The sequence below is a fragment of the Pseudomonas sp. LBUM1652 genome, assembly GCF_059716105.1.
In genome coordinates, this window is record NZ_CP166804.1 from 4659138 (window position 1) to 4684626 (window position 25489).

The 25489-nt window shown below is 60.2% G+C and carries 21 protein-coding genes; 7 read left to right on the plus strand and 14 right to left on the minus strand.

The window, feature by feature from the left end:
* Positions 1–82: 82 nt before the first annotated feature.
* Complete coding sequence (locus ACA069_RS20980) at positions 83–937, minus strand: alpha/beta hydrolase (protein ID WP_497615134.1); 855 nt, start codon at positions 935–937, stop codon at positions 83–85.
* The gene (locus tag ACA069_RS20985) at positions 934–1740 is read right to left on the minus strand and encodes an alpha/beta fold hydrolase (protein WP_187681298.1); all 807 of its coding nucleotides are present in this window, start codon (positions 1738–1740) and stop codon (positions 934–936) included. The genes ACA069_RS20980 and ACA069_RS20985 overlap by 4 nt, the downstream gene beginning before the upstream one ends.
* Positions 1741–1956: 216 nt before the next feature.
* On the opposite strand from ACA069_RS20985, the gene ACA069_RS20990 reads away from it, so the two are divergent.
* Positions 1957–4950, plus strand: coding sequence for an RHS repeat-associated core domain-containing protein (locus ACA069_RS20990; RefSeq protein ID WP_497615135.1), 2994 nt, complete (start codon positions 1957–1959; stop codon positions 4948–4950).
* A gap of 1 nt (position 4951) precedes the next feature.
* Here ACA069_RS20990 and ACA069_RS20995 read toward each other — a convergent pair whose 3' ends face one another.
* The 5 genes from ACA069_RS20995 to ACA069_RS21015 form a co-directional block, all read right to left on the minus strand.
* Positions 4952–5395 (minus strand): hotdog fold thioesterase, encoded by a 444-nt coding sequence (locus ACA069_RS20995; RefSeq protein WP_497615136.1) that lies wholly within the window; start codon positions 5393–5395, stop codon positions 4952–4954.
* A 32-nt stretch (positions 5396–5427) separates the two neighbouring features.
* Positions 5428–7083 carry an AMP-binding protein gene (locus ACA069_RS21000; RefSeq protein WP_497615137.1) on the minus strand — a complete coding sequence of 552 codons (1656 nt, stop codon included), beginning with the start codon at positions 7081–7083 and terminating at the stop codon, positions 5428–5430.
* A 202-nt stretch (positions 7084–7285) separates the two neighbouring features.
* The gene (gene sixA / locus ACA069_RS21005; RefSeq protein WP_489878976.1) at positions 7286–7738 is read right to left on the minus strand and encodes a phosphohistidine phosphatase SixA; all 453 of its coding nucleotides are present in this window, start codon (positions 7736–7738) and stop codon (positions 7286–7288) included.
* The gene (locus ACA069_RS21010) at positions 7735–8082 is read right to left on the minus strand and encodes a DUF4389 domain-containing protein (protein ID WP_095137170.1); all 348 of its coding nucleotides are present in this window, start codon (positions 8080–8082) and stop codon (positions 7735–7737) included. The genes sixA and ACA069_RS21010 overlap by 4 nt, the downstream gene beginning before the upstream one ends.
* A gap of 17 nt (positions 8083–8099) precedes the next feature.
* A complete protein-coding gene (locus ACA069_RS21015) occupies positions 8100–9125 on the minus strand; it encodes an NAD(P)H-dependent glycerol-3-phosphate dehydrogenase (protein WP_187681295.1) in 1026 nt (341 codons plus the stop codon).
* Between the two features lie 196 nt (positions 9126–9321).
* Here ACA069_RS21015 and ACA069_RS21020 point away from each other — a divergent pair, with 196 nt between their 5' ends.
* From ACA069_RS21020 to ACA069_RS21045, 6 genes are all read left to right on the plus strand, one after another.
* Positions 9322–11445 (plus strand): TonB-dependent receptor plug domain-containing protein, encoded by a 2124-nt coding sequence (locus tag ACA069_RS21020; protein WP_401270192.1) that lies wholly within the window; start codon positions 9322–9324, stop codon positions 11443–11445.
* A gap of 1 nt (position 11446) precedes the next feature.
* The gene (locus tag ACA069_RS21025) at positions 11447–12379 is read left to right on the plus strand and encodes an ABC transporter substrate-binding protein (protein WP_497615138.1); all 933 of its coding nucleotides are present in this window, start codon (positions 11447–11449) and stop codon (positions 12377–12379) included.
* Positions 12376–14280, plus strand: a complete 1905-nt coding sequence (locus tag ACA069_RS21030) for an ATP-binding protein (protein ID WP_497615139.1) — start codon at positions 12376–12378, stop codon at positions 14278–14280. Before ACA069_RS21025 ends, ACA069_RS21030 begins: the two co-directional genes overlap by 4 nt.
* 247 nt (positions 14281–14527) lie before the next feature.
* Complete coding sequence (fabA, locus tag ACA069_RS21035; protein ID WP_003227150.1) at positions 14528–15043, plus strand: 3-hydroxyacyl-[acyl-carrier-protein] dehydratase FabA; 516 nt, start codon at positions 14528–14530, stop codon at positions 15041–15043.
* A gap of 11 nt (positions 15044–15054) precedes the next feature.
* Complete coding sequence (fabB, locus tag ACA069_RS21040; RefSeq protein WP_187681291.1) at positions 15055–16275, plus strand: beta-ketoacyl-ACP synthase I; 1221 nt, start codon at positions 15055–15057, stop codon at positions 16273–16275.
* Between the two features lie 391 nt (positions 16276–16666).
* Entirely contained in the window at positions 16667–16855 is a 189-nt protein-coding gene (locus tag ACA069_RS21045; RefSeq protein WP_187680916.1) for a hypothetical protein, read from the plus strand.
* Between the two features lie 69 nt (positions 16856–16924).
* On the opposite strand, the gene ACA069_RS21050 is transcribed toward ACA069_RS21045, so the two are convergent.
* From ACA069_RS21050 to ACA069_RS21080, 7 genes are all read right to left on the minus strand, one after another.
* Complete coding sequence (locus ACA069_RS21050; protein WP_016987455.1) at positions 16925–17467, minus strand: DUF2058 domain-containing protein; 543 nt, start codon at positions 17465–17467, stop codon at positions 16925–16927.
* A gap of 25 nt (positions 17468–17492) precedes the next feature.
* Complete coding sequence (gene mazG / locus ACA069_RS21055; RefSeq protein ID WP_497615140.1) at positions 17493–18326, minus strand: nucleoside triphosphate pyrophosphohydrolase; 834 nt, start codon at positions 18324–18326, stop codon at positions 17493–17495.
* Between the two features lie 73 nt (positions 18327–18399).
* Positions 18400–20643 (minus strand): GTP diphosphokinase, encoded by a 2244-nt coding sequence (gene relA / locus ACA069_RS21060; protein WP_401271187.1) that lies wholly within the window; start codon positions 20641–20643, stop codon positions 18400–18402.
* Between the two features lie 101 nt (positions 20644–20744).
* A complete protein-coding gene (rlmD, locus tag ACA069_RS21065) occupies positions 20745–22121 on the minus strand; it encodes a 23S rRNA (uracil(1939)-C(5))-methyltransferase RlmD (protein WP_497615141.1) in 1377 nt (458 codons plus the stop codon).
* Positions 22121–23023, minus strand: a complete 903-nt coding sequence (cysM, locus tag ACA069_RS21070) for a cysteine synthase CysM (protein WP_187680918.1) — start codon at positions 23021–23023, stop codon at positions 22121–22123. Before cysM ends, rlmD begins: the two co-directional genes overlap by 1 nt.
* 81 nt (positions 23024–23104) lie before the next feature.
* Positions 23105–24571: a sensor histidine kinase gene (locus ACA069_RS21075; protein WP_497615142.1), complete on the minus strand. Its 1467-nt coding sequence runs from the start codon at positions 24569–24571 to the stop codon at positions 23105–23107.
* Positions 24558–25280 (minus strand): response regulator transcription factor, encoded by a 723-nt coding sequence (locus ACA069_RS21080; RefSeq protein ID WP_401271193.1) that lies wholly within the window; start codon positions 25278–25280, stop codon positions 24558–24560. The genes ACA069_RS21075 and ACA069_RS21080 overlap by 14 nt, the downstream gene beginning before the upstream one ends.
* Positions 25281–25489: the final 209 nt, after the last annotated feature.

The window sequence follows — 25489 nt, forward strand, 5'->3', positions numbered from 1 at the left end:
TTCGGGGGCGCAGCGGTATAGAAATCCATCGTGGTTGTCTCCCATTTCAACCCGCCCAGCCTCGACAGTTGCCCGCTGCAAGTCAAGGAATGGCGAAGAACCGATTGAAACAGTCTGCGACAAGGTCGGCACCGGCCTCGTCGTTGAGGTGCAAATGGTGCCCGCCCGGCAGCTGTTCCCTGCTAAAGGGTAGACGCTCCAGCAGCTCCGGATGTTTGGCCAGCATGCCGTCGGCCGCGACCACCAATTGCGCCGGGCAACCGATGCGCTGGACAAATGCCATCGCCTGCTCCTGAGTCAGGCGCAATGGCGAAGGCAGGGTCAGGCGATTGTCGGTGCGCCAGGTGTAACCGCCGGGCACCGGCATCAAACCGCGTTGAGCCAACAACTCTGCAGCCTCACGACTGACCGCCACCAAGCCTTTCATTCGCGCTTCGATGGCACGGTCGAGGGTGTTGTAGACCGGTTTGCGCTTCTCGCGCAGATCCAGCTGCGCTTGCAGGGCCATGCCCATGCGCTCGGCAGCGTTTTCGCCTTTGTCTGTAGGAGGAATCACCCCGTCGATCAAAGCCAGATGGCTGATACGCTCCGGGAGCGAGCCCGCCAGCACCAGTGAAACGATGGCGCCCATCGAATGCCCGAGCAGGCCGAACCGTTTCCAGCCCAGTTGTTCGGCAACTTGCAGCACATCATGGGCGTAGTCCCACAGCGCATAACCGGCGCCCTTCGGTCGATGCCCGGAATGCCCATGCCCAGCCATGTCCAGCGCAATAATGCGCAGGCCTTTGAGCTTGGGCGCCAGGCGCGCGAAGCTGTTGGCGTTGTCGAGCCAGCCATGCAGGGCGATCACCGGCAAGCCATCCTCAGGGCCGAACAAATGCGCTGCCAACTCGATATGCGGCAGGCTCAGGCGCACCTCTTCGACTGTCTGGCTCATGCGCAATCCTTGTCCTGACGGTTTTCCCAGCGAGTGAACAGATTCTTCAGCAGCCGCGCGGTGTCTTGCGGTCGCTCAAGGGGAAACATATGGCCACCGGGCATGCTCAGCGCCTCTCCCTGGGCAAGGCGTGAAACAAAGTGGGTGTGATGGCGCATCACCACGCGACTCTTGTGCCCACGCACCACCGCCAGCGGCACCTGCAACTGGCGAGTGCGCCCCGGGCTGGTGTGCGGCACGCCGCGATAGATGCTGATCTCGGTGGCCGGATCGAAACGCAGACGCAGCTTGTCGCCGACCTTGTGCAGGCCATGTTGCAGGTAAGCGTCGAAGCATTCCGGGTCAAAGCCACGAAACAGGCTCTTGCCGGCGAAGTAACTGCGCGCGCTGTCGAGGTCGGCGAACTCTTCGCGGCGCCCGAGTGTGCGGCCGGCCGGAGTCAATCGATCGATGAAACCAAAGCGCTTGGCGGCGCGAATCACCCATTGATCCGTGCGGGTCAGCACCGGCGAATCGAGCATCACCACGCCGCGATACAACTCAGGGCAACGCAGCGCCGCGTGTAAATGCAGCACACCACCGAAGGAATGACCGACGCCCCACACCGGCTGGTCTTGCTGTTTGAGATGGTGGATCAACTCGTCAACGAGGTTGTACCAGTTGTCATCCGCCGGGAAACGCGGGTCATGGGCATGCTGCTCCAGATGCGCGACCCGATACTCGGGCGCCAGCGCCGCGAACAACTTGCCATAGGTGCCCGAAGGGAAACCGTTGGCGTGGGCGAAAAAGATCGGTTGCGACATACCGGTAAATCCATGAGCGGGAAACGTGGCGTTGATTGTCCGTAAGACCGAAGCCGGCGGCAATGACCGTAACTGCCAGGAATGATGACAGTCACGCCATGGCTATAGCTCAGCCGTCGCCGCGAGGGTGCTGTTGTCAACTGTCAGTTCTGTCAGTTGACCCAATCCGCGTTCAGGCTGATAAGAACATCATCCTCATTAACATTGCCGGCGCCCATGACTCACGCGAATACACCTGCCATCCAAGCCTTCGACGCTCGAGGCCTGGTACTGCGCGGCGTGAATTACCATCGTCGCGATGAGACCTCGGCGCCTGAGCGTTACATCATTCACCATACGCATGACGCGGCTGGCCGCACGGTATTCAGCCGCGACCCCCGACTGTTCCGCGAGCACACATCTGAAAAGCCGGGCCCTGCGAATCAGAGCAATGTGTTCAGCCTGTCGGGAGCCTTGCTGTCGAGCGAAAATACCGACGCCGGCTGGCGCTCGAGCTTGCTCGCAGAGAACGGCGCCCATGTTGAAGGCTGGGATCAGAAGCGCAACCACAGCCGTACCCACCATGATCCTTTGCGACGACCGAGCGCCACTTTCGAGCAGTCTGCGGGCGAGCCTGAACACTGCACGGAGCGCTTCACTTACTTCGACGGAACGGCTGAAGACGACCATAACCGCCTGGGCCGATTGATTCGCCATGATGACACTGCAGGCACCCTGCACTTCCCCGAATTCAACATGAGTGGCCAGCCACTGCAACTTCATCGCGCCTTCAGCGCCGACCCCGGCTGGCCAGTGAACTGGCCGAAAATGGAAGCCGAGCGGGATGTATTTCTGGAAGCTCTCCCCGCCACGACCCATTTCAGCTACAACGCCATGGGCGAGTTGATTGGCCAGACTGATGCCATGGGTAATCGGCAAACGCTGCTGCAAGACCTGGCCGGCCAATTAAAAGAAACCCGTCTGACACTGGCTGCAAACGACGACAGCCAGATGCTGGTCAGCGATATCCGCTACAACGCCTTCGGGCTTATTGAACAGCAGCGCGCTGGAAATGACGTGATCTCCCACGCGACATTCAGCCTCGACGATGGTCGCCTGCAACATCTGACGAGTCAGACCAGCAATGGCTCGATCCTGCAGGATCTGTCCTACGCGTATGATGCGATCGGCAACATCACTCGCATCACCGATACTGCAGAAGCGGTGACCTATCACCGCAACCAGCGATCCGAGGCGATCTGCAGCTACCTTTACGACAGTCTCTCGCGCTTGATCCAAGCCAGTGGCCGGCAGATCCGTAACGCTCCCGGTGGGCCACAGTTACCCGCATTTATCTCTCCCGCCGATCCGGGACAACTGGAAAACTATACGCGTACCTACACCTATGATCCGGCCGGCAATCTGCTATTGATGGAGCACCGCGCCGCCAGTGGAAACCGCACCGAGCGCACGGTTGTGGCCAGCGCCAGCAATCGCAGCCTGCCGGCCCCTCCCGACGGCCAGTTGCCCGATGAGCAGGCGATTGCCGCCGCTTACGACGCCAATGGAAACCGCGTGTTTCTGCAACGCGGACAAGTCCTGCAGTGGAATCCACGCAATGAGTTGCAGCAGGTCGATCAGGTGGTTCGTGAGGATGAGCCGAATGATCTCGAATTTTACGTTTACGACGGCGGCGGTCAGCGCCAGCGAAAAATCCGTCAGGCTTACACTGGCGCAGTGCAACGTTTCAATGAAACCCGTTACCTGCCCGGTCTGGAAATTCGCACAGAGCCGGATCAGATAGTCCACGTCATGACGATCAAGGCCGGTCGCGCGACAGTCCAGGTGCTGCACTGGGAAAAAACTCCACCAGGCGACATGAAGCAAGATCAGCAACGCTACAGCTTCACCGATCACTTGAACTCCAGCACCGTTGAACTGGACGCACAGGCACAGATTATCTCGCGCGAAAGCTACTACCCCTTTGGCGGTACCTGTTGGTGGGCGGGCCGAAGCCTGGTCGAAGCGAACTACAAGACCCAGCGCTATTCAGGAAAAGAACGGGATGCCAGCGGACTGTATTACTACGGTTTTCGTTACTACGCGCCTTGGTTTCAACGCTGGATCAATGCAGACCCACTAGGTGCAACCGATGGCCTGAATCTGTTTGCCATGGTGCAAGGCAACCCTATAGGGCATATCGACTTTCAGGGGCTGGTCACTGTAAGAGAGGGCACGGGCGCGGCGCTCGCAACCTTTGCCCGCGACAGTCTGAGTGCACTGGCCGGGGGGGCGATTAAATATTTTGCAGCAAAAGGACTGGAGGGATGGGCAAGCGACGACCCGCACACACCGCCAGACCCGGGTGTCAATCTGGGATTGACCATAGCGGGCAGCATGGCGGGTGCATTGGCCGGTGGATCCATGGGGATAGGAGCAGGCAGTCGTATTGCCAGCAGCCGTAACTACAGCCGCACCACACAGAAAGTCATGGCCGGCATCTTGGGGCTGGCGGGCGCTGCAGCGGGAGCGGCTGCCCCGCTTTATGCGTACCTGGCCGACAGGGAAGCCTTGAATCTCACAGCCATCAGTATTCTTGCCAGCGTGCCGGGGGGCATGACTAGGGAAGCAGGCCAACGCGCGCTCGCCAACGTCGGCCCCAGCGTTACGATTGCTCCTTCCGGCACCACAACGGCATGGCGCACGGCCTTCTATGGGGGTGTTCTTTTGGCAGACGGTGCGCTCACGGCAGGGCTCGCCCCCGGCGTTGATTTCATGATCAGTGCTGTCGTCGAAGGTGTGGATGGCGTATCCATCACCACGATCAATTCATTGCGCGGGGGGGAGTATCGCAGTCCGGAACACTCTGAGCTTTCTCTGCCAAACGGCGCGGAATGGCTATATGGCGTAGTGACGCGCACCGCCGGCTCGACCTTGACCGCATCACTGACATTGCTCGCCGAACCTCTGACAAGCGCCATCGACAATGCCCACTTGCGCTCAGCCGTCATCACAAGCCTGGCCACTCCCACCGAGGCCCGGACATACGTGGGACAGCATGTGCAGCGTGGCGCCTTCGAGCTGGCCAGGCACGATGATGGGGACTTCACTCTGGATCGTTTCACTCCAGCGAACCGGATTTGGAGAGATGCGACACCCGCCGGTTATCACCCGGAAACACCGAACGCGGGCGACCTGCCCATGAGTGTGATCAGACGAGGTAGCGTATGACTCAACTCGCAGGTGGCGTCTGCCCCAAAGGCACCACCGCCATGGTCAATCGCGACACACAACTGGCCTTGCCTTCATCGCTGGTCAGACGGATATCCCACACGTGCGTCGTGCGGCCGATATGAATCGGCTTGGCCACCGCCGTCACCCGACCACTGCGCAAGCCGCGCAGATGGTTGGCGTTGATCTCCAGCCCCACGCAGTAAAACTTGCTCGCGTCGATGCACAAATAGCTGGCCATCGAACCGACGGTTTCCGCCAGCACCACCGATGCGCCGCCATGCAGCAATCCGTAAGGCTGGTGAGTGCGATGGTCGATGACCATGCTCGCGGTCAGCGATTCTTCATCGAACGCTTCGAAGCGGATATCCAGCACTTCGCCGATGGTGTTTTTCTGGATCGCGTTCAACTGCTCGATGTTCGGGGTGGTGCGCCACAGACTCATCGCAGACTTCCTTTGTTGTTTTTAGTAGTCGCTCAATCCTGCCACAGCACTGCCTCACTGCGCTCGCTCCATTCTTCGAAGCGGGCGCCGTAGATGTCTTCGATGACGTTGCGTTTGATTTTCAGGGTCGGCGTGAGAAAGCCGTTTTCCACCGCCCAACTGTCCTTGACCACCACCAACCGACGCAGGCGTTCGTGTTTGTCGAGCACGGCATTGACGTCTTCCAGAAGTTTTTCCAGGCTCGAATGCAGACTCGCACGCGGCTCCTCCTGATTGACGCTTGAGAGTACGCACAAGCCCAGCGGCGCACTCAGGCCATCACCGACCACGCACACCTGCTCGATTCGCGAATGCACCGCCAGACGGTTTTCGATCGGTGCCGGCGCCACGTACTTGCCTTTGCTGGTCTTGAAAATCTCCTTCAACCGCCCGGTTAATCGCAGACGTCCCTCGGCATCCTGCTCGCCCTTGTCGCCAGTACGCAGGAAGCCATCTTCTGTGAGGGTTTCAGCGGTTTTCTGCGGTTCCTTGAAATAGCCGAGCATGTTCGCCCGACTGCGCACCTGCACCTCGCCTGACTCATCGATGCGCACCTCGACATCCGGGCACGGTTTGCCGATCCAGCCCTGTTTGTACTGGCCCGGCAGGCAGATGTGCGAGTAGCCGCAACTCTCGGTCATGCCATAGACCTCCAGCACATCGAGCCCGAGCTTCTGATACCAGGTGAGCAAAGTCTGCGGCACCGGTGCTGCGCCGGACAGAGCAACGCGCAAGGCATCAAGCCCCAGGCCTGCCAGCACTTTGTGCCCTATCCGCTTGCCAATGAACGGCAGGCCGAGGAGGAAATCCAGACGCTTGGCCGGGATCTTGCTGTAGACGCCCATCTGGAATTTGGTCCAGATCCGCGGCACGCCGAACATCGCCGTCGGCCGCGCACGTTTGAGGTCAGTGATAAAGGTGTCGAGGCTTTCAGCAAAGAACACGGTCTGCCCGGTGTAGATCGAAGCCAGTTCAACGAACATGCGCTCGGCGACGTGGCACAACGGCAGGTACGACAGCAGTCGGTCACTCTCGTTGAGCCCGAACAACTGCGTGCCCCGGGTCGTCGCGAACCCGAGATTGGCAAAGCTGTGCATCACGCCTTTGGGCAGGCCAGTGGTGCCGGAGGTGTAGATGATGGTCGCCAGTTGCTCGGCGGCGGGACGCGGGTCATCCTGGATCGGTGAACTGCGCTGCAGGTCATCCCAACTGAAATCGAACTCGCCGGGCGGATGCAGCGGGAGGCTGATGGTCGGCAGATCTGCCGGCACACCTTTGGACATGCCCGGCCAGTCATCGAGTTTGCCGATGAACGCCAGCACGCTTTCCGAGTGATTGAGTACTTGAGCCACGGAGTCGGCTGTGAGGTTGGGATACAGCGGCACCGAAACGTGCCCGGCCATCCAGATCGCCAGATCGGCAATGATCCAGTGTGCGCAGTTTTTCGAGATCAGGGCGATGTGGCTGCCTTGCGGCAATTCCCGGGCACGCAGCCAGTGCGCAGCGCAGCGGGCCTGATGACCGACGTCGGCCCAGGTCAGGGTCTCGACCTGCCCACCGCCGACAGGTTGCACGAGGAAGCGCTGGCGCGGGTGCCGGCCCTCGCGTTCGTAAAACACGTCCAGCGGCAAACGGAATGCGGCAGACATGCGACTCGCTCCTGTTTTTTTGGTCTGGAGCAAGCGTAGTCAACCAAGCAAGTGCTTGGTTGGAAAATTCACACAAATAATTTCCGACGACACAGAGAACATGTGGGAGCGAGCCTGCTCGCGAATGCAGGGTGTCAGGCACATAAGTTGTGAATGACACTCCGCTTTCGCGAGCAGGCTCGCTCCCACAAAGGGATCAGCGTTATGGGTGCTTGAGGCTGTTGAGGGTCATCGAGCCGATCAGCAGTTCAGGACTCTCAAGCTCAGCCAACCCCGCCGTGCTGACCCGCTCCGGCGGATACCCGGCGCCATGTTGCAGGTAGCTCAACAGATTGCCCACCAACGGGTTGTGACTGACCAGCAGTACATTGCTCACCGACACCAGCTGATCGGTGACCTTGTCCGGATCAACTTCCGGCGTCAGCCACTCGACCGTGCGAATCTCCGGCTCGAATTTCAGCACCTCGCGGACAATCTGTGCAGTCTGCTGCGCGCGCAGATAAGGGCTGGCGTAGATTGCGGTCAATGGCTTGCCCTTCAGGTGGGCCGCACTGCGCAGGACTTCTTTGCGACCGTGCTGGGTCAGCTCGCGCTCGGAATCGGGGCGCGAGCCATAAGGCACGGCCTCGCCGTGACGCAACACCCAGAGTTTCATAGCTTGGGTTCCTCATCTCGGGCCGGATGCGGTGCTGGCGGCACGGCGTGCGGCGCTTCACCTTCCGGGGTACGCGGCGTTGGCCAGTCGGCGAACGGCCAGGGTTTCTGGTCGCTGTGGAAGCTGCCGAAGCGGCCGATCTGCGCCAGAAACTGGCTCAGGCTGTCGCCGAAATTCATCAGGCTGGCGCTCGGGGCGCCATAGATCAAACGATAGATCAGTTGCACCAGCACCACCGCGCCGAGGATGAACTGCGCCACTTGCCAGACCAGCACGTAGACGATCATCCACAACACCCGCAGAAGGATGGATTCGTACTTGGCTTCGGTTTTCGGATCGTTCATATGTCGTTCCCTGTGAATCAGTTGAAACCACTGGTGGAAATAAAGTCGACGTCGGTTTTCGGCTCGGCCCGCATCAGTAGACCAATCACCTGCTCCAGCGTGCGTCCTTCGAACAGAATGGCGTGCAGCCCGGCGACCAGCGGCATGTACACGCCAACCTCCTGGGATTTGGCTTTGAGCACCTTCAGGGTGTTCACCCCTTCGGCGACTTCACCGAGGCGCGATACCGCTTCTTCAAGGCTCAGGCCCTGACCGAGGGCGAATCCGACCTGATAGTTGCGGCTCTTGGGCGACGAGCACGTGACGATAAGATCGCCAACGCCGGCCAGACCGAGGAAGGTCATCGGGTTGGCGCCCTGATTGACCGCAAACCGGGTCATCTCGGCCAAGGCGCGAGTGATCAGCATACTCTTGGTGTTCTCGCCCATTTCCAGCGCCACCGCCATGCCGGCGATGATCGCGTAAACGTTTTTCAAGGCCCCGCCCAGCTCGACACCGAAACGGTCGGCGCTGGCATAGACGCGGAAGGTGCGGCCATGCAGCGCCGCTTGCACCTGCTTGCACAGTTCTTCGTCCTCACTGGCAACCACCGTGGCGGTCAGCGCGTGTTCGGCGATTTCCCGCGCCAGATTCGGCCCGGACAACACGCCGATGCGTGCCTGCGGGGCGATCTCTTCGAGGATCTGGCTCATCAGTTTGAAGGTGTGGGCTTCGATGCCTTTGGTCAGGCTGACCAGCATTTTGCCGCTCAGCCGCTCGGCGTGAGCCGCCAGCACCGTGCGCAACGCGCTGGACGGCAGCGCGACAAAGCACAGGTCGCAGGCGTCGAGAGTGGCTTGCAGGTCAGTGACCGCAGTCACGCCCGGCAGAATCTTGATGCCTTTGAGGTAACGCGGGTTTTCGCGATTGACCCGGATGGCCTCGGCCTGCTCCGGGTCACGCATCCACTGCAAGACTTGATGGCCGTTCTCGGCCAGAAGATTGGCCACGGCGGTACCAAAACTTCCGCCTCCCAGGACCGCAATCGGGCGCTGTTCAGTCATATGCAATCCGTTAATCCATACCAGTGGCGATGGCGGCATTATACGGGGCGACCCGGTCGCGGCCAGCCCCCACGTCAATTACCGACACTTGTAGGAAGAAGACCAATAAAACCTAGGAAAATGCCTGCAACGTGACTGGAAAAGTCGCAGCCCTCGGTTAACATGCGCGCCAATTCTTCACTCTATAGGCTGTGTCGTGTTTTCTGGCCCTCCCCCATCACGTTCCTCTCTGCTGCTGGCGCTGCTGTTCAGCCCTTTGTTGCAGGCGGACGATCTGTTCATGGACAGCGAAGCGCTGCCACAGGTGCTGACGGCCACTCGGTTGAAACAGACGCCTGCGGAAGTGCCGGGGAGCATGACCGTGCTCGACAGCGAATTGATCACCGCCAGCGGCGCCCGCGACATCAGCGAACTGCTGCGTCTGGTGCCGGGGATGATGGTCGGCAACATCAGCGGCAATCAGGCAGCGGTCAATTATCACGGCACCAACGCCAGCGAAGCACGGCGCATGCAGGTGTTGATCGATGGCCGTTCGGTGTACCGCGCAGGCCTGGCCACGGTGGACTGGAGTGATATTCCGGTGGCCATCGAGGACATCGAGCGCATCGAAGTCTTTCGTGGCCCTAACACCGTCAGCTACGGTGCCAACGCGTTGATGGCGGTGGTCAACATCATCACCCGCAACCCGGCGGACAGCCACGGCACGCGGCTGAAGATTACTCGCGGCCAGCGCGGCATCAATGACTTCTATGCCAGCCAGGGCACGGGATGGAATGGCGGCGACCTGCGGCTGTCGCTGTCCGGTCAGGAAGATGATGGGTTCGACACCGATCGAACCGGTGCCGATTACCGTGACAATCGTCGCTTGAATCGTTTCAGTCTCGCCGTCAGCCAAACCCTCAGTGACAACCAGAGTATCGACTGGCAGGTCAACGCAAAGGACGGCACCAACCAGCGGCCCTACACCTACCGCCCGGTGTTCTCGGGGATTACCGCCGCCGGGAACAATTCCGACGTGATAGCCAAGGACTACGCCGGTTCGGTGCGCTGGAACCTCGACATCAATCCCGAACACAGCCTCTATATCCAAGGCTCGGCGCAACACTGGGATCGCCAGCAAACCTGGCGCGCCTGCGACGCCGAGGTGTCGTTCAGCCCCGAGTTGACGCAACTGTGGCAAATCGACCCGAATTACACCGAACGCCTGGCACGCAATATCAACCGTTTCCTCGGCCCCGGCCCGGAATCCGGCACGCCGCAGCAAATGGCGCTGGCCAATCGTGTGCTCGATCAGTGGCGCAACGGCGCCAGTCAAACCCTGTGCGGCGATATCGATCAGAGTGCCCGCGAGTCGCGCTACGACCTCGAACTGCAAGACACCCTCAGCCTGTCCGACAGCCTGCGTCTGGTCAGCGGCATGAACTATCGTTACGACCGGGCCGATTCCGAGACCTACTTCAACGGCACGCTGGATGACACCACCTGGCGTGCGTTCGGCCAATTGGAGTGGCGCGCGACTGAACACTGGTTGTTGCAGGGCGGAGCGATGTTCGAAGACACCCAACTGATCGGCAGTTCGCTGACCCCGCGCTTCGCCGTCAATTACCTGATCAATCCGCGCCACGGCCTGCGTGCGGTGTACTCGGAGGCGATCCGCTCGCCGGACATGTTCGAGAACAACGTCAACTGGAGCTATCAGGTGACCAAGCTGCGGCCTTCGGCCTACGGCCAGTCGTCGGCGCGCTATTTCGTCAAGACTCGCGGCCCTGGCGATCTCGACAAGGAACACATGCGTTCGCGCGAACTCGGCTACAACGGCTATTTCCCCGAGCAAGGCCTAGCGCTGGATGTGAAGCTGTTCTACGACGAAATCACCGGCATGATCAGTGAGCCACTGCGCAACAACCAATACATCGCCAGCAACGCCAACAGCTCACGGTTTCGTGGCAGCGAAGCACAACTCGACTGGCGCGTGAGCAGGGTCGACCGCTTGCGTTTCACTTACGCCTACGTCGACGCCGAGGCGAGCAATCCGCTGGATCAGCAATTCACCGCGAGCAACAGCGGTTCCGCCGGCTGGCTGCGCGATTGGGGGCACGGCTGGAACAGCGCCCTCTTCTATTACGGCGACAACGCCCTCAACGGCTACCGCTTCGAACGGGTCGACACGCGCATCGCCAAACGCATCGCTTTGGGCAAGGCCCAACTGCAACTGGCCGGCGTGTTGCAACAGCGGCTCGACCACGAACCAACCACGTTCGTCGACAACAACTATGACGAACGCCGCGTGATGTACTTCAGCGCCGAGCTGGAGTTCTAGGATGCGCTTCGGCCTGTCACGGAAGACGCCGACCCTTGGCCACTGGCTGGCCGTGCTGTGCCTGTTTTTGACCGCATGGCTGCATGGCGTGGCGGTGCAGGCGGCCGACATTCTATTGACCGGCGCCGAAGAAAGCCCCGGCGTGCAGGCCTTCGTTCAGGCGCTGAGTGAGTTGCGCCCGACCGATAATGTGCGTTTCCAGCCATTGGCCAGTCTGCCGGTGCCGGGCAAACTCCCCTCCAGCCTGCGCCTGATTTTGCTCGACCTGCCGAGCCTCGACTGGCGTCTGCAAGAGTCGCAAGGCCCGCCCACGCTAGTCTTGCGCATCAGCCGTTTGCAAGCCCGGCAACGTCTTGGCTCGGCACAGCCGTCGCACCTGAGCTTGCTGTGGAGCGATCCACCTCTGGGCCGGCAGTTGCAACTGATCCGGCGAATCCTGCCCCAGGCCCGGCGGGTTGGCGTGTTGTTCGATCAGCACAGCGAGTTCCTCCTTAAAGAACTGCAACTGGCAGCCCGCCCCTTGGACCTGGAAATCGTCAGTCAACGCTGGGACAACACCCACGACAGCCGCCCACTGCAAGAGGTGCTGAAAAACAGCGACGTGCTGCTGGGCCTCGACGACCCGGATCTGTACAACCCGAAAACCGCGAAAAACCTGCTGCTCAGCAGTTACTCAAGGCAATTGGCGCTGGTCGGCCCCAACGCCGCGTTTGTCCGTGCTGGCAGCCTGGCGAGCACTTACAGCGACCAGAGCGACTGGCTGAGCGTGCTCGACCATTTGCTCGACCAAGCACCTGCCAATTGGCCGAGAACGCTCTATCCCGCACACTTTAAAGTCTCAAGTAATGCGCAGGTGGCTCGTTCCTTAGGGATCGAACCGCTTGATGACGCGTCTGTCGCCAGCGCTTTGGCTGAAGGAGAACGCCGCCCATGAGTTTTCGTCGCCGTTGGGACATCAACACCCGCACCCAGATGATCAGCCTGGGCCCGGCGCTGTTGCTGACCTTAATGCTGATCAGTTTCTTCACCTTTGTACGCATTCAGGATTTGCGTCAGGAGCTGAACCACACCGGCCAACTGATCGCCAACCAACTGGCCCCCGCCACCGAATACGGAGTGATTTCCGGCAACCACGAAGTGTTGGAAAGCCTGCTCAAGGCCACGCTGGCAACGCCCAACGTGCGGTTTCTTGAGGTACAGGACAGCGCCAACAGAATTCTGGCGTACGTCGAACAACCGGCGGATGCACACCGTCGCCCGCATCAGGTCGAAGTGTTCCAGGCGCCGGTGCGGTTGCAACGAATCGCTTTGAACAATGATTTTTTTCAGGACGCAAAAGCCAGCAGTGGTGCGGCCAACGAGGATTATCTGGGGCGTGTGATCGTCGGTCTTTCCAACGATGCCTTCAGTCAGCGTCAGCAGGAAATCCTGCTCAAGGCCGGGATTCTCGCGATGTTCGCCCTGCTCTTCACCTTCGTCGTGGCGCGACGCCTGGCGGGCAGTCTGTCGCAGCCGATCCGCGATATCGGCAATGCGGTCAAGGCGATTCAGGACGGCGACTTCAAAACACCGCTGCCGATTGTCGACGACACCGAACTGGGTGCCCTGTCGCAGCACATCAACAACCTCGCTCAGGCGCTGGAGCAGGCCAGTCGTGAACAGCAGCAGGCCATGGCGCAATTGATCCAGACCCGCGAGGAAGCGGAAAAGGCCAACAACGCCAAATCCGATTTTCTGGCGATGATGAGCCATGAACTGCGCACGCCGATGAATGGCGTGTTGGGCATGCTGCAACTGCTTGAAACAACAGAAATGACCGAGGAGCAAATCGAATACGCCGCGCTAGCCTCGGAATCCACCGAGCACTTGCTCAAGGTGATCAACGACATCCTCGACTTTTCGCGCATCGAACGTTCCGAGCTTGAGCTGGAACACATTCCGTTCAATCTCGCTGAAGTAATCGGGGCCTGCGCGCAGTCGTTCCAACACAGCGCGGTGCAGCGTGGTCTGGCGCTTGATCTGCGAATTCCCGAGGACATGCGCGGCTTGCAGGTGCAGGGCGACCCGACGCGGATTCGGCAGATTCTGGTGAACCTGGTCGGCAATGCCCTGAAGTTCACCGAACAGGGCCGGGTCAGTATCGAAGCGCAGTGGCAATCGCTGGATCACGAACTGCTGTGGTTCACCTGCTCGGTACGCGACAGTGGCATCGGCATTTCGTCCGAAAGCCTGGAGCTGATGTTCAACGCGTTCCAGCAGGCCGACAGTTCGATCTCGCGACGCTACGGCGGCACCGGTCTGGGCCTGCCGATCGCCCGCACCCTCGCCGAACGCATGGGCGGCACCTTGCGTGCGCAGAGCGAAGAAGGTCGTGGCTCGGTGTTCACCCTGGAAATTCCACTGGCCTTATATAAGCAGGCGTTACCACAACTGGCCGCACCACGGGCACTGAATGGCAACGACCATGGCGAGGGGCGCAGAGTATTGTTGGTGGAAGATAATCCGGTCAACCAGACCGTGATTGAAGCGATGCTGCGCAGTCTGGGCTTTACTGTCAGTGTCGCCACTGATGGCGCGCAAGCGGTGCGCAGTGCCGAGAGCAGTGATTTCGAAGTGATCCTGATGGACTGTCGCCTGCCGATCATCGATGGCTACGAGGCGACGCGGCAGATTCGCTGTCTGCACGGACGCAGCGATGTACCGATCATCGCATTGACGGCAAACGCTTTGCAGGGTGACCGGGAAACCTGCCTGTCGGCGGGCATGAACGATTATCTGGCCAAGCCGTTCAAACGCAATGACTTGCAGCAGATTCTGCAGCGATGGGTGTCGTAGTGACGGCTTTTCGACCATCTGCGACTGGCGTGAAAAGCGAAAGTGCGGCAGTCTTAGGCACCCGAACGAGCCTCAAAAGAGGCTTGAATAAAAATTTCAGTGCACAAGTGTACATTCATGTCCTTGGTGCTGTGACTTTCACCACAACGCAATAGTCTATGAGTAGGCTGCCGGTTCGAGGCATGAACGCTTCGAACGGTCGGGAAGATTTGCCCCACCTGCCGCATGGGATTATTGAGGAGCTCGCATGACCAAACAAAACGCCTTTACTCGGGAAGATCTGCTGCGCTGCAGTCGCGGTGAGCTGTTCGGCCCAGGTAACGCGCAACTGCCCGCCCCGAACATGCTGATGGTCGATCGCATCACTCTGATCAGTGAAGAAGGCGGCAAGTACGGCAAAGGTGAATTGGTCGCCGAACTGGATATCAACCCTGACCTGTGGTTCTTCGCTTGCCACTTCGAAGGCGATCCGGTGATGCCGGGCTGCCTGGGTCTGGATGCCATGTGGCAACTGGTCGGCTTCTTCCTGGGCTGGCAAGGCCTGCCGGGCCGCGGCCGTGCGCTGGGTTCGGGCGAAGTGAAGTTCTTCGGTCAGGTGCTGCCGACCGCCAAGAAAGTCACCTACAACATTCATATCAAACGCGTCCTCAAAGGCAAGTTGAACCTAGCCATCGCCGATGGTTCGGTGACTGTCGACGGTCGCGAAATCTACACCGCCGAAGGCCTTCGCGTCGGCGTGTTCACCTCCACTGACAACTTCTAAGGGTTATTCGCATGCGCCGCGTCGTTATCACTGGTCTGGGCATTGTTTCGTGCCTGGGCAATGACAAAGAGACCGTCTCCGCTAACCTGCGTGCAAGCCGCCCTGGCATCCGGTTCAACCCGGAATATGCCGAAATGGGTCTGCGTAGCCAGGTTTCCGGCTCCATCGACCTCAACCTTGAAGAGCTGATCGATCGCAAGATCTATCGCTTCGTCGGCCACGCAGCGGCTTACGCCTACCTGGCCATGAAAGACGCTATTGCTGACTCCGGCCTGACCGAAGAGCAAGTGTCCAACCCGCGTACCGGCCTGGTTGCCGGCTCCGGCGGTGCTTCCACACTGAACCAGATGGAAGCGCTGGACATCCTGCGCGAGAAAGGCGTGAAGCGCGTCGGCCCATACCGCGTAACGCGGACCATGAGCAGCACCGTTTCCGCTTGCCTGGCCACGCCATTCAAGATCAAAGGCCTGAACTACTCCATCGCTTCTGCCTGCGCCACCAGTGCTCACTGCATCGGTACCGCCATGGAACAGATCCAGATGGGCAAGCAGGACATCGTTTTCGCCGGTGGCGGTGAAGAAGAGCACTGGAGCCAGTCGTTCCTGTTCGACGCAATGGGCGCTCTGTCCAGCAAGCGTAACGACACCCCGGAAAAAGCCTCCCGCGCCTACGACGCCGACCGTGACGGTTTCGTCATCGCTGGCGGTGGCGGCATGGTCGTGGTTGAAGAGCTGGAACACGCTCTGGCCCGTGGCGCGAAGATCTACGCCGAAATCGTTGGCTACGGCGCGACGTCCGATGGCTACGACATGGTTGCCCCGAGCGGCGAAGGCGCGATCCGCTGCATGCAGATGGCGATGTCCACCGTTGATACCCCGATCGACTACCTGAACACCCACGGCACTTCGACTCCGGTCGGCGACGTTGCGGAAATGAAAGGTGTGCGTGAAGTGTTCGGCGACAAGGCTCCAGCGATCAGCTCGACCAAGAGCCTGTCCGGTCACTCCCTGGGCGCCGCCGGCGTTCACGAAGCGATCTACTGCATGCTGATGATGGAAGGCAACTTCATTGCCGGTTCCGCCAACATCGACGAACTGGACCCTGAAGTGGCCGATCTGCCGGTGCTGACCAAGACCCGCGAGAACGCCACCATCAACACCGTGATGAGCAACAGCTTCGGCTTCGGCGGCACCAACGCCACGCTGGTACTGAAGCGCTGGGAAGGCAAGTAATTCCCCTGGCTTGAGCCACACATGAAAACGCCCCGACTGGTTCGGGGCGTTTTTTTTGGTCTGCAGAAAGTAGCGGGAACCCCACCGATCCCTGTGGGAGCTGGCTTGCCAGCGATGACGTCAGCACAGCAAACATCTATGTCGCCGACACCCCGCTATCGCTGGCAAGCCAGCTCCCACAGGGTTCTCGGTATGCTCTGGAGATGAAACTTCTGTCATGAAACTTTGTACCCTGCGACTGAATGTCGCGGATTACGCGGGCTCCAGCACTGTTGCAAAAAACGCAACAACACCTTGCGCGAATCAGCCGTTTACTTAGCCTCCTAACAAATTCTATAACAGAGCCCTGCACACGCCTTGCTGCAGATAACTTGAGATTTGGAGCTAGCAGATGACTGTAAAAGTAACTGAACGCGACGATTCACACATGTCCCATGAAGGCGTAGCCGCCGGTATCCGGATCTGGGACGTGCATCAACAAGACCTGCTGGTCGGGATGTTCCATAACGAGAACGACGCCCACAACTATAAGGCCGAACTGGAACTGCAAGAACAGCAACGGGATTTATGCTCCGCCTGAAGCAACCACAGCATTGAAAACGACAAACCCCGCCATGAGCGGGGTTTGTCGTTGTTAGAGCTTATCGATTTACCACATCAGATCGTCAGGGATCTGGTAGGCCGCGTACGGATCGTCCTCGGTGCTGACTTCTTCGGTCTGCACGTTGAGCTGCACGATGCGTTGCGGGTCGCGCTCCTGGATCTTCAGGGCCGCCTCACGCGGGATCACTTCGTAGCCGCCGGCATGATGGACGATCGCTAGCGAACCACTGCTGAGCTTGTTGCGCATCAGCGTGTTGACCGAGATACGCTTGACCTTCTTGTCGTCGACGAAGTTGTAGTAATCCTCAGTGGTTAGCTTCGGCAAACGCGAGACTTCGATCAACTGCTTGACCTGTGCGGCACGGGCCTTGGCCTCGGCTTTCTCTTTCTGCTGACGGTTGAGCTCCTGGTCGCGCTTGACCTTCTCGGCCATGGCTTCCTGGGCGGCGCGCTGCTGCGAGTCATCCAGCTCGATCTGACCTTTGTGGGCCAGACGCTGCTGTTTCTGCTTGTCCTTGCTGACCTGTTTGGCCTGCTTTTGGTTGACCAGGCCTGCTTTGAGCAACTGATCGCGAAGGGAAATACTCATGGTGCTTACTCACTTGGGCAGTTGCTCAGCCGCAGCTAGGCAAATTCTTTTCCTGACGTTTGGCTTCACCCCACAGGGCGTCCAACTCTTCGAGGGTGCAATCTTCTATGGGACGGTGGGTGTCGCGCAATGCCTGTTCGATAAATCGGAAACGTCTTTCGAACTTGCCGTTGGCGCCACGCAGTGCGGTTTCCGGGTCGACCTTCAAATGCCGGGCCAGATTGACCACGGAAAACAGCAGATCGCCGATCTCGTCAGCCACCGCGACGGGATCGTTTTCAGAAATGGCCTCGAGCACTTCGTCGAGCTCTTCGCGCACTTTGTCGAGCACCGGCAAGGCATCCGGCCAGTCGAAACCGACCTGCCCTGCACGCTTCTGCAATTTGGCCGAGCGCGACAATGCGGGCAACGTGGCAGGCACGTCGTCGAGCAGTGACAGTTGCTCGGGTGCGGCGGATTTCTCGGTACGTTCTTCGGCCTTGATTTCCTCCCAACGCTGCTTGACCTGCTCTTCGGTCAAACGCGGCACGTCCAGCGGCGCATACAGATCGCCGCTAGGGAAAACATGGGGATGACGGCGAATCAGCTTGCGGGTGATGCTGTCGATCACCCCGGCAAATTCGAAGCGCCCTTCTTCGCGAGCCAACTGGCTGTAATAGACGACCTGAAACAGCAGATCTCCCAACTCGCCCTGCAAGTGATCGAAGTCGCCGCGTTCGATGGCATCGGCCACTTCGTAGGCTTCTTCGAGAGTGTGCGGGACGATGGTCGCGTAGGTTTGTCTGATGTCCCACGGGCAACCGTACTGAGGATCGCGCAGGCGGCTCATCAGATGGAGCAGGTCTTCGAGGCTGTACATAAAAAATCTCACTCAACCCTTTGCGATCTTGATCGTTCCCACGCGGAGCATGGGAACGATCAACGATCAATCTTCAAGGGGTGCGGTTACGCCGCGTTTCGATGATGTTCGGCAACTGGGAAATCCGCCCCAGCAGCCGCCCCAGCGCATCCAGACCCGGGATCTCGATGGTCAGGGACATCAGCGCGGTGTTGTCTTCCTTGTTCGAGCGGGTGTTGACCGCCAGTACGTTGATCCGCTCGTTGAGCAGCACCTGCGAGACGTCACGCAGCAGACCGGAACGGTCGTAGGCGCGGATAACGATATCCACCGGATAGGTGAGCACCGGCACCGGGCCCCAGCTGACCTGAATGATCCGCTCCGGCTCGCGCCCGCCCAGTTGCAGCACCGAGGCGCAATCCTGACGGTGAATGCTCACGCCACGCCCCTGAGTGATGTAACCGACAATCGCATCGCCCGGCAGCGGCTGGCAGCAGCCCGCCATTTGCGTCATCAGGTTGCCGACGCCCTGGATCTGGATGTCGCCGCGCTTGCCCGGTTTGTAACCGGTGGCTTTGCGCGGGATCAGTTCCAACTGTTCGTTGCCGCGTTCCGGCTCGACCAACTGCTGCGCGAGGTTGACCAGTTGCGCCAGACGCAGATCGCCGGCACCGAGTGCGGCAAACATGTCTTCGGCGGTTTTCATGTTGGCCTTGTCCGCCAACTTGTCGAAATCCACCGCTGGCAGACCGAGACGCGTCAGTTCGCGCTCGATCAGGGTTTTACCGGCGGCAACGTTCTGGTCACGGGCCTGCAACTTGAACCAGTGAACGATCTTCGCCCGCGCCCGCGACGTGGTGACGTAACCCAGGTTCGAGTTCAGCCAGTCACGGCTTGGCGTGCCATGTTTGCTGGTGATGATCTCGACCTGCTCACCGGTCTGCAGGCTGTAGTTGAGCGGCACGATGCGCCCGTTGATCTTCGCGCCACGGCAGTTGTGACCGATTTCGGTGTGCACGCGGTAGGCGAAGTCCAGCGGGGTTGCGCCTTTGGGCAAGTCAATGGCGTGACCGTCGGGAGTGAAGATGTAAACCCGATCCGGCTCGATATCGACCCGCAACTGTTCAGCCAGGCCACCGATATCACCCAGCTCTTCATGCCACTCGAGCACCTGACGCAGCCAGGAGATTTTCTCTTCGTAGTGATTGGAGCCGGATTTGACGTCGGTGCCTTTGTAGCGCCAGTGCGCGCAAACGCCGAGTTCGGCTTCTTCGTGCATGGAATGGGTGCGAATCTGCACTTCCAGCACTTTGCCTTCCGGGCCGATCACGGCGGTGTGCAGCGAGCGATAGCCGTTCTCTTTGGGGTTGGCGATGTAGTCGTCGAACTCTTTCGGAATGTGCCGCCACAGGGTGTGGACGATGCCGAGCGCGGTGTAGCAGTCGCGCATTTCCGGCACCAGCACACGCACGGCGCGAACGTCGTAGATCTGGCTGAATTCCAGACCTTTGCGCTGCATTTTGCGCCAGATCGAATAGATGTGTTTGGCCCGGCCGCTGATATCCGCGTCGACGCCGGTAGCCTGCAATTCATCCTTGAGCTGGGTCATCACATCGGCGATGAAACGCTCACGATCCAGCCGTCGCTCATGGAGCAGCTTGGCGATCTGTTTGTATTGATCAGGCTCAAGGTAGCGGAAGGACAAGTCCTCCAGTTCCCATTTGATATGACCGATGCCGAGCCGGTGCGCGAGCGGCGCATAGATGTCGAAGACTTCCCGGGCGACACGGTTACGTTTTTCGTCGTCGGCGGTTTTCACCGCACGAATGGCGCAGGTGCGTTCGGCCAGCTTGATCAGCGCGACGCGGACGTCATCGACCATCGCCACGAGCATCTTGCGCAGGTTTTCCACCTGCCCTTGCGTGCCCATGACCATCGACTGACGCGGACTGAGGCTGGCGCTGATGGCAGCCATGCGCTGCACGCCGTCAATCAACTTGGCAACCACCGGGCCAAAGCGCTGGCTGATTGCCGCCAGCTCGATCTGGCCTTCACGCACGCCGCGATACAAGACAGCGGCGACCAGCGAATCCTGATCGAGCTTGAGGTCGGCGAGAATCTCGGCGATTTCCAGGCCGGCGCTGAAACTGCCGGAGCCTTCGGCCCACAGATTCTTCTTGGCATTGGACTGTTGTTCGGCCTCGCGAGCGAACTCGCAGGCTTCTTTCAAGGCTTCGCGATCCAGTGCCAGATCGACACTGACCGCGTGATCGAGCCAAGCCTCGAGATTGATACTGCCGTCAGTGTTGATCGGCTGGTGTGCTCTCACCTGTACCATCTTGCTTTACCTTCCCTACGACGCAGATTCAATGCGTCAAATCGCTGATCTTCAACGCCCGTTTGCGCTCGCGGGGCTATTGCGAGCGCGGCACGGACAGATCAGACGGATTCAGACGAGCCATCCTGGCTCGCTTCAAATAACGCCATGGCCTCGACATGTGCCGTCTGTGGAAACATATCGAGAATCCCGGCACGTTTTAACCGGTAGCCCTGCTTTAACAATTCGACCGTATCGCGCGCCAGCGTTGCCGGGTTGCACGACACGTAAACCAGCCGCTTGGCACCCAGGGTCGCGAGCTTGCGCACCACCTCGAAAGCACCGTCACGCGGTGGGTCCAAGAGTACCGCAGAAAAGCCGTTTGCGATCCACTCGGCATCGGCCAGAGGCTGGGATAAATCGGCTTGAAAAAACTTTGTGTTATGCAAATTGTTACTAGCGGCGTTCGCAGCGGCGCGCTCGACCATGGTCTGCACGCCCTCCACTGCCACCACTTCGCGTGCGGTTTTGGCCAGCGGCAAAGCGAAGTTGCCAAGACCGCAGAACAGGTCCAGCACACGCTCGTCGCGGGTCGGTTTCAGCCAGTCCAGCGCCTGCGCGACCATTGCTTCGTTGACGCCGGCGTTGACCTGAATGAAATCCCCCGGCCGGTAAGCCAGATCCAGATCCCACTGTTCCAGGCGATAGCCCAGCGATTGCGCGGCATCGACCGGTTGCGGCTCACCTTCACCATGCAGCCACAGTTGCGCTTCATGGAACTGGCAGAAGTCCTTGAGAATCGTCAGATCCGCCTCGGACAGCGGCGCCATGTGCCGCAGCAACACTGCCAGCGATGAACCGCTGAACAATTCCACATGGCCCAGCGCCTGAGGCTTGCTCAAACGGCGAAGCATCTCCGGCAAACGGGTCATGATCGGTTGCAAGGGCTGTACCAGCACCGGGCACTCGCTGATCGCGACAATGTCCTGACTGCCGGCGGCGCGGAAACCGACTTCGAGCGTCTTGGCTTTCATGTCCCAGCGCACAGCGATGCGGGCACGACGGCGATAGCCGAACTCGGGGCCGGTCAACGGGGCTGCCCACTCTTGCGGTTCGACACCGGCGACCTTCGATAATTGCTCGGCAAGCATGCGCTGTTTCAGGGCAAGCTGTTCGCTGTGGGGCAAATGCTGGACGCTGCAGCCGCCGCAACGGCCGGCGTGCTGACACGGCGCCGGACGGCGCAGTTCGCTGGCGGTGAATACGCGCTCGGTGCGCGCTTCGACCACTTTGCCATGGGTGCCGAGCACCCGTGCCTCGATCTCTTCACCGGCCAGGGCGCCGAGGACGAACCAGGTGCGGCCTTCGAAAAACGCGATGCCGCGACCGTCATTGGCCAGTCGCTCAATGCTCAAGCGCTGCTTTTTGCCGGTCGGGATTTGCGGGGCCTTGCTGCCGCCGGTGGGCTGGAAGCGCAGGCCTCTCTCGTGCTTGGCCATCAGTTGGGCGCGTCGAAAATGCCGGTCGACAGATAACGGTCGCCACGGTCGCAGATGATCGCGACGATCACCGCGTTTTCAACTTCTTTGGACAGGCGCAGCATCGCTGCCACCGCACCGCCCGAGGACACGCCGCAGAAGATGCCTTCTTCGCGAGCCAGACGCCGGGTGACGTCCTCGGCTTCGCTTTGTGCCATGTCGACGATGCGGTCGACGCGGTCGGCCTGATAAATCTTCGGCAGGTATTCCTGCGGCCAGCGGCGAATGCCGGGAATGGCCGAGCCTTCCATCGGTTGCAGACCGACGATCTGCACGGTGTCGCTCTGCTCTTTCAAGTAGCGCGAAACGCCCATGATGGTGCCGGTGGTGCCCATGGAGCTGACGAAATGGGTGATGGTGCCCTGGGTCTGGCGCCAGATTTCCGGGCCGGTGCTGGTGTAATGCGCTTCAGGGTTGTCGCCATTGGCGAACTGATCGAGCACCTTGCCACGGCCTTCAGCTTCCATCCGTTGGGCGAGATCGCGAGCGCCTTCCATGCCCTCTTCCTGACTGACCAGAATCAGCTCGGCACCGTAAGCGGTCATTGCCGCCTTGCGCTCTGCGCTGGAGTTGTCCGGCATGATCAGGATCATCTTGTAACCCTTGATCGCGGCAGCCATCGCCAGGGCGATCCCGGTATTGCCCGAGGTCGCTTCGATCAAGGTGTCGCCAGCGTGGATCTGCCCGCGCAACTCGGCACGGGTGATCATCGACAGCGCCGGACGGTCCTTGACCGAACCCGCCGGGTTATTCCCTTCGAGCTTGAGCAATAGGGTGTTGCTGGTGGCACCGGGCAGGCGCTGCAAACGCACCAGCGGAGTGTTGCCGACGCAATCGGCGATGGTTGGGTACTGCAGGGTCATGGCGTATTCGCAATCCAGACGTGCGGGGGCGCCTATCATACCGGCAAACCCGCGCAGGCCATATCACGCAAAGTGCGGTGCTTATGGTTTATGGGAATAAGCAGCAAAAGTCTCACCAGCGGTGAGACTTTTGAGTTGAGGCGATGCGACTGGCCTCATCGCTGGCAAGCCAGCGATGGTGTCGGGACTGACAGCGCTGTCATCAGCAAGCAGTCGCAGATTGAGCCGCAACCCCGCCCCGCTGTTGTCCGCCCACAACATCCCGCCCTGGCGCTGCACCGCATTTCGGGCAATGCTCAATCCCAGCCCGAACCCGCCATCCCCCGGCCGCGAGCCGTCCAGTCGAGTGAACGGCGAAAAGATCCGCTCCAGGTCCCCGTCAGCCACCCCGCCGCCCTGATCTTCCAGCCACAGATGCCAGTAATCGCCCTCCCGCCGTCCATCCAGCCGCACGATCCCGCCCTCCGGCGAGTGACGAATGGCATTGCGCACAATGTTCTCCAGCGCCTGCGCCAGGGTGTTGAGATTACCGCGCACCCAGCACGACGAGTCGACCGCGCACTGCAATTGCAAACTCGGCCAACCGCTTTCGTAGCAGGCGTTTTCGGTGAGCATTTCCCACAGGGCCTGAATCTGGATCGCTTCGCCGGGTAGTGGCGAGCGCTCGGTATCGAGCCAGGCCAGTTGCAGGGTGTCTTCGACCAGCCGTTGCATGCCGTCGACCTCGCGACCGATGCGCTCGCGCAATTGCACAAGCCCCTGCTCACTTTCACTGGCCACGCGCAATCGGCTCAGTGGCGTGCGCAGTTCATGGGAGAGGTCGCGCAGCAATTGCTGCTGCAGCGCGACGGTGCTTTGCAGGCGTTCGGACATCGAGTCGAACGCCCGGGCCAATTCACCGAGTTCGTCCGGTCGCTGAGTGATGCCACTCGACAAGCGCACATTCAGTTGATCGGCGCGCCACGCATTGGCCTGCTCACGCAAGTTGTTCAGCGGCACCACCAGCAAGCGATACAAGCCGACGCACAGCAACAGGGTGAATAGACCGGGAATCACGCCGTTGGTAATCACCCGCCAGAACACTCGATACTTGCCCGGCAAGAAGCGCTCGGGCAATTCGATCACCAGACTGCCGGCGGCCGGTTCCTCGGGAAACGGGATACGCAGCCATGGCCGACCTTGTTTGTGAATCGGCCAATCGAGCCCACGCAAAAAAGTCAGGCGCTGGACTTCCTGCTCGTTCAGCGGCTCATTGCTCAGCGACTGCAAATTACCGCCAATCACACCGACCCAAGCGGCCTCGCGCAATTCCATGCTCTGCAACCAGCTATCGACGCCGTCACGCTGACCGCGCTGCCACGCCCGCTCGGCTTCAGCGGCATAACGTGTGAGGGTGCCGCGAGCTTCATCGGAGAGGAACTGGTTGCGTTTCTCCATATACCGGCCCCACGACCAGCTCAGCCAGATCATCAGCAGACAGAACGCCACCAGCAGACAGGCGAGTTTCCAGAACAGCGAATGGCGCCCGGGCAATTCAGACACTTTCATCAGCGCCACTCAGCACGTAACCCTTGCCCCACACCGTGCGCACCTCGCGCTCGGTGTAACCAATGGCCTTGAGTTTGCGGCGGATCTGGCTGATGTGCATGTCGAGGCTGCGATCATGGGCCGCATAACCGCGTTGCAGGACGTGCTGATAAAGGAAGGCCTTGCTCAGCACTTCTTCATCGTTGCGATTGAGGGTTTCCAGCAGACGGTATTCGCTGCGGGTCAGGCCGGCCGCTTGCTCACGGAAAAACACGTCGCATTGCTCATCGTCGAAATGCAGTGTGCCTGTCGCCACTGGCACGGCAATGGCAGCCGGGCGGCGGTCGAGTGCCACCCGGCGCAGGATCGCTTCGATGCGCACATGCAGCTCGGCCATGCTGAACGGCTTGGGCAAATAATCGTCGGCGCCCAAACGAAAACCGCTGATGCGATCCGCCTCGGCACCGAGCGCCGACATCAGCAGCACCGGCGTCGAATGGCTCTGCCGCAATTGCGTCAGTACGTTCAGACCGTCCAGGCCCGGCAGCAGAATATCCATCAACACCACGTCGAAAGGCTGGCGTTTGGCGATGCTCAAGCCTTCCTGACCGTTCTGGCACCAGGTCACCTGAAAGCCGCTGCGGCCCAGATGTTCGTGAACATAGGCACCGAGGATCGGATCGTCTTCAATGGAAAGTATGCGTGGCTGGCCAACGGAAACAGGAGTCATGAGTATCTGCAAGTCATTCTCAGTTGAGCGCGATTATTCAAGATTGCCAGGCATCGGGCAACTCATGGTTGAGCGGCCGGACGAACGCGCGTCGGCACAAGGACCGACAACGTCACCATTTTTCCGGAGATTGCCTGCGAGCAAATCGCTACACTGCGCCCATGTCGCGTGCCGGATGCACGCATGAGTCAACAGATCAGCGGGATGCA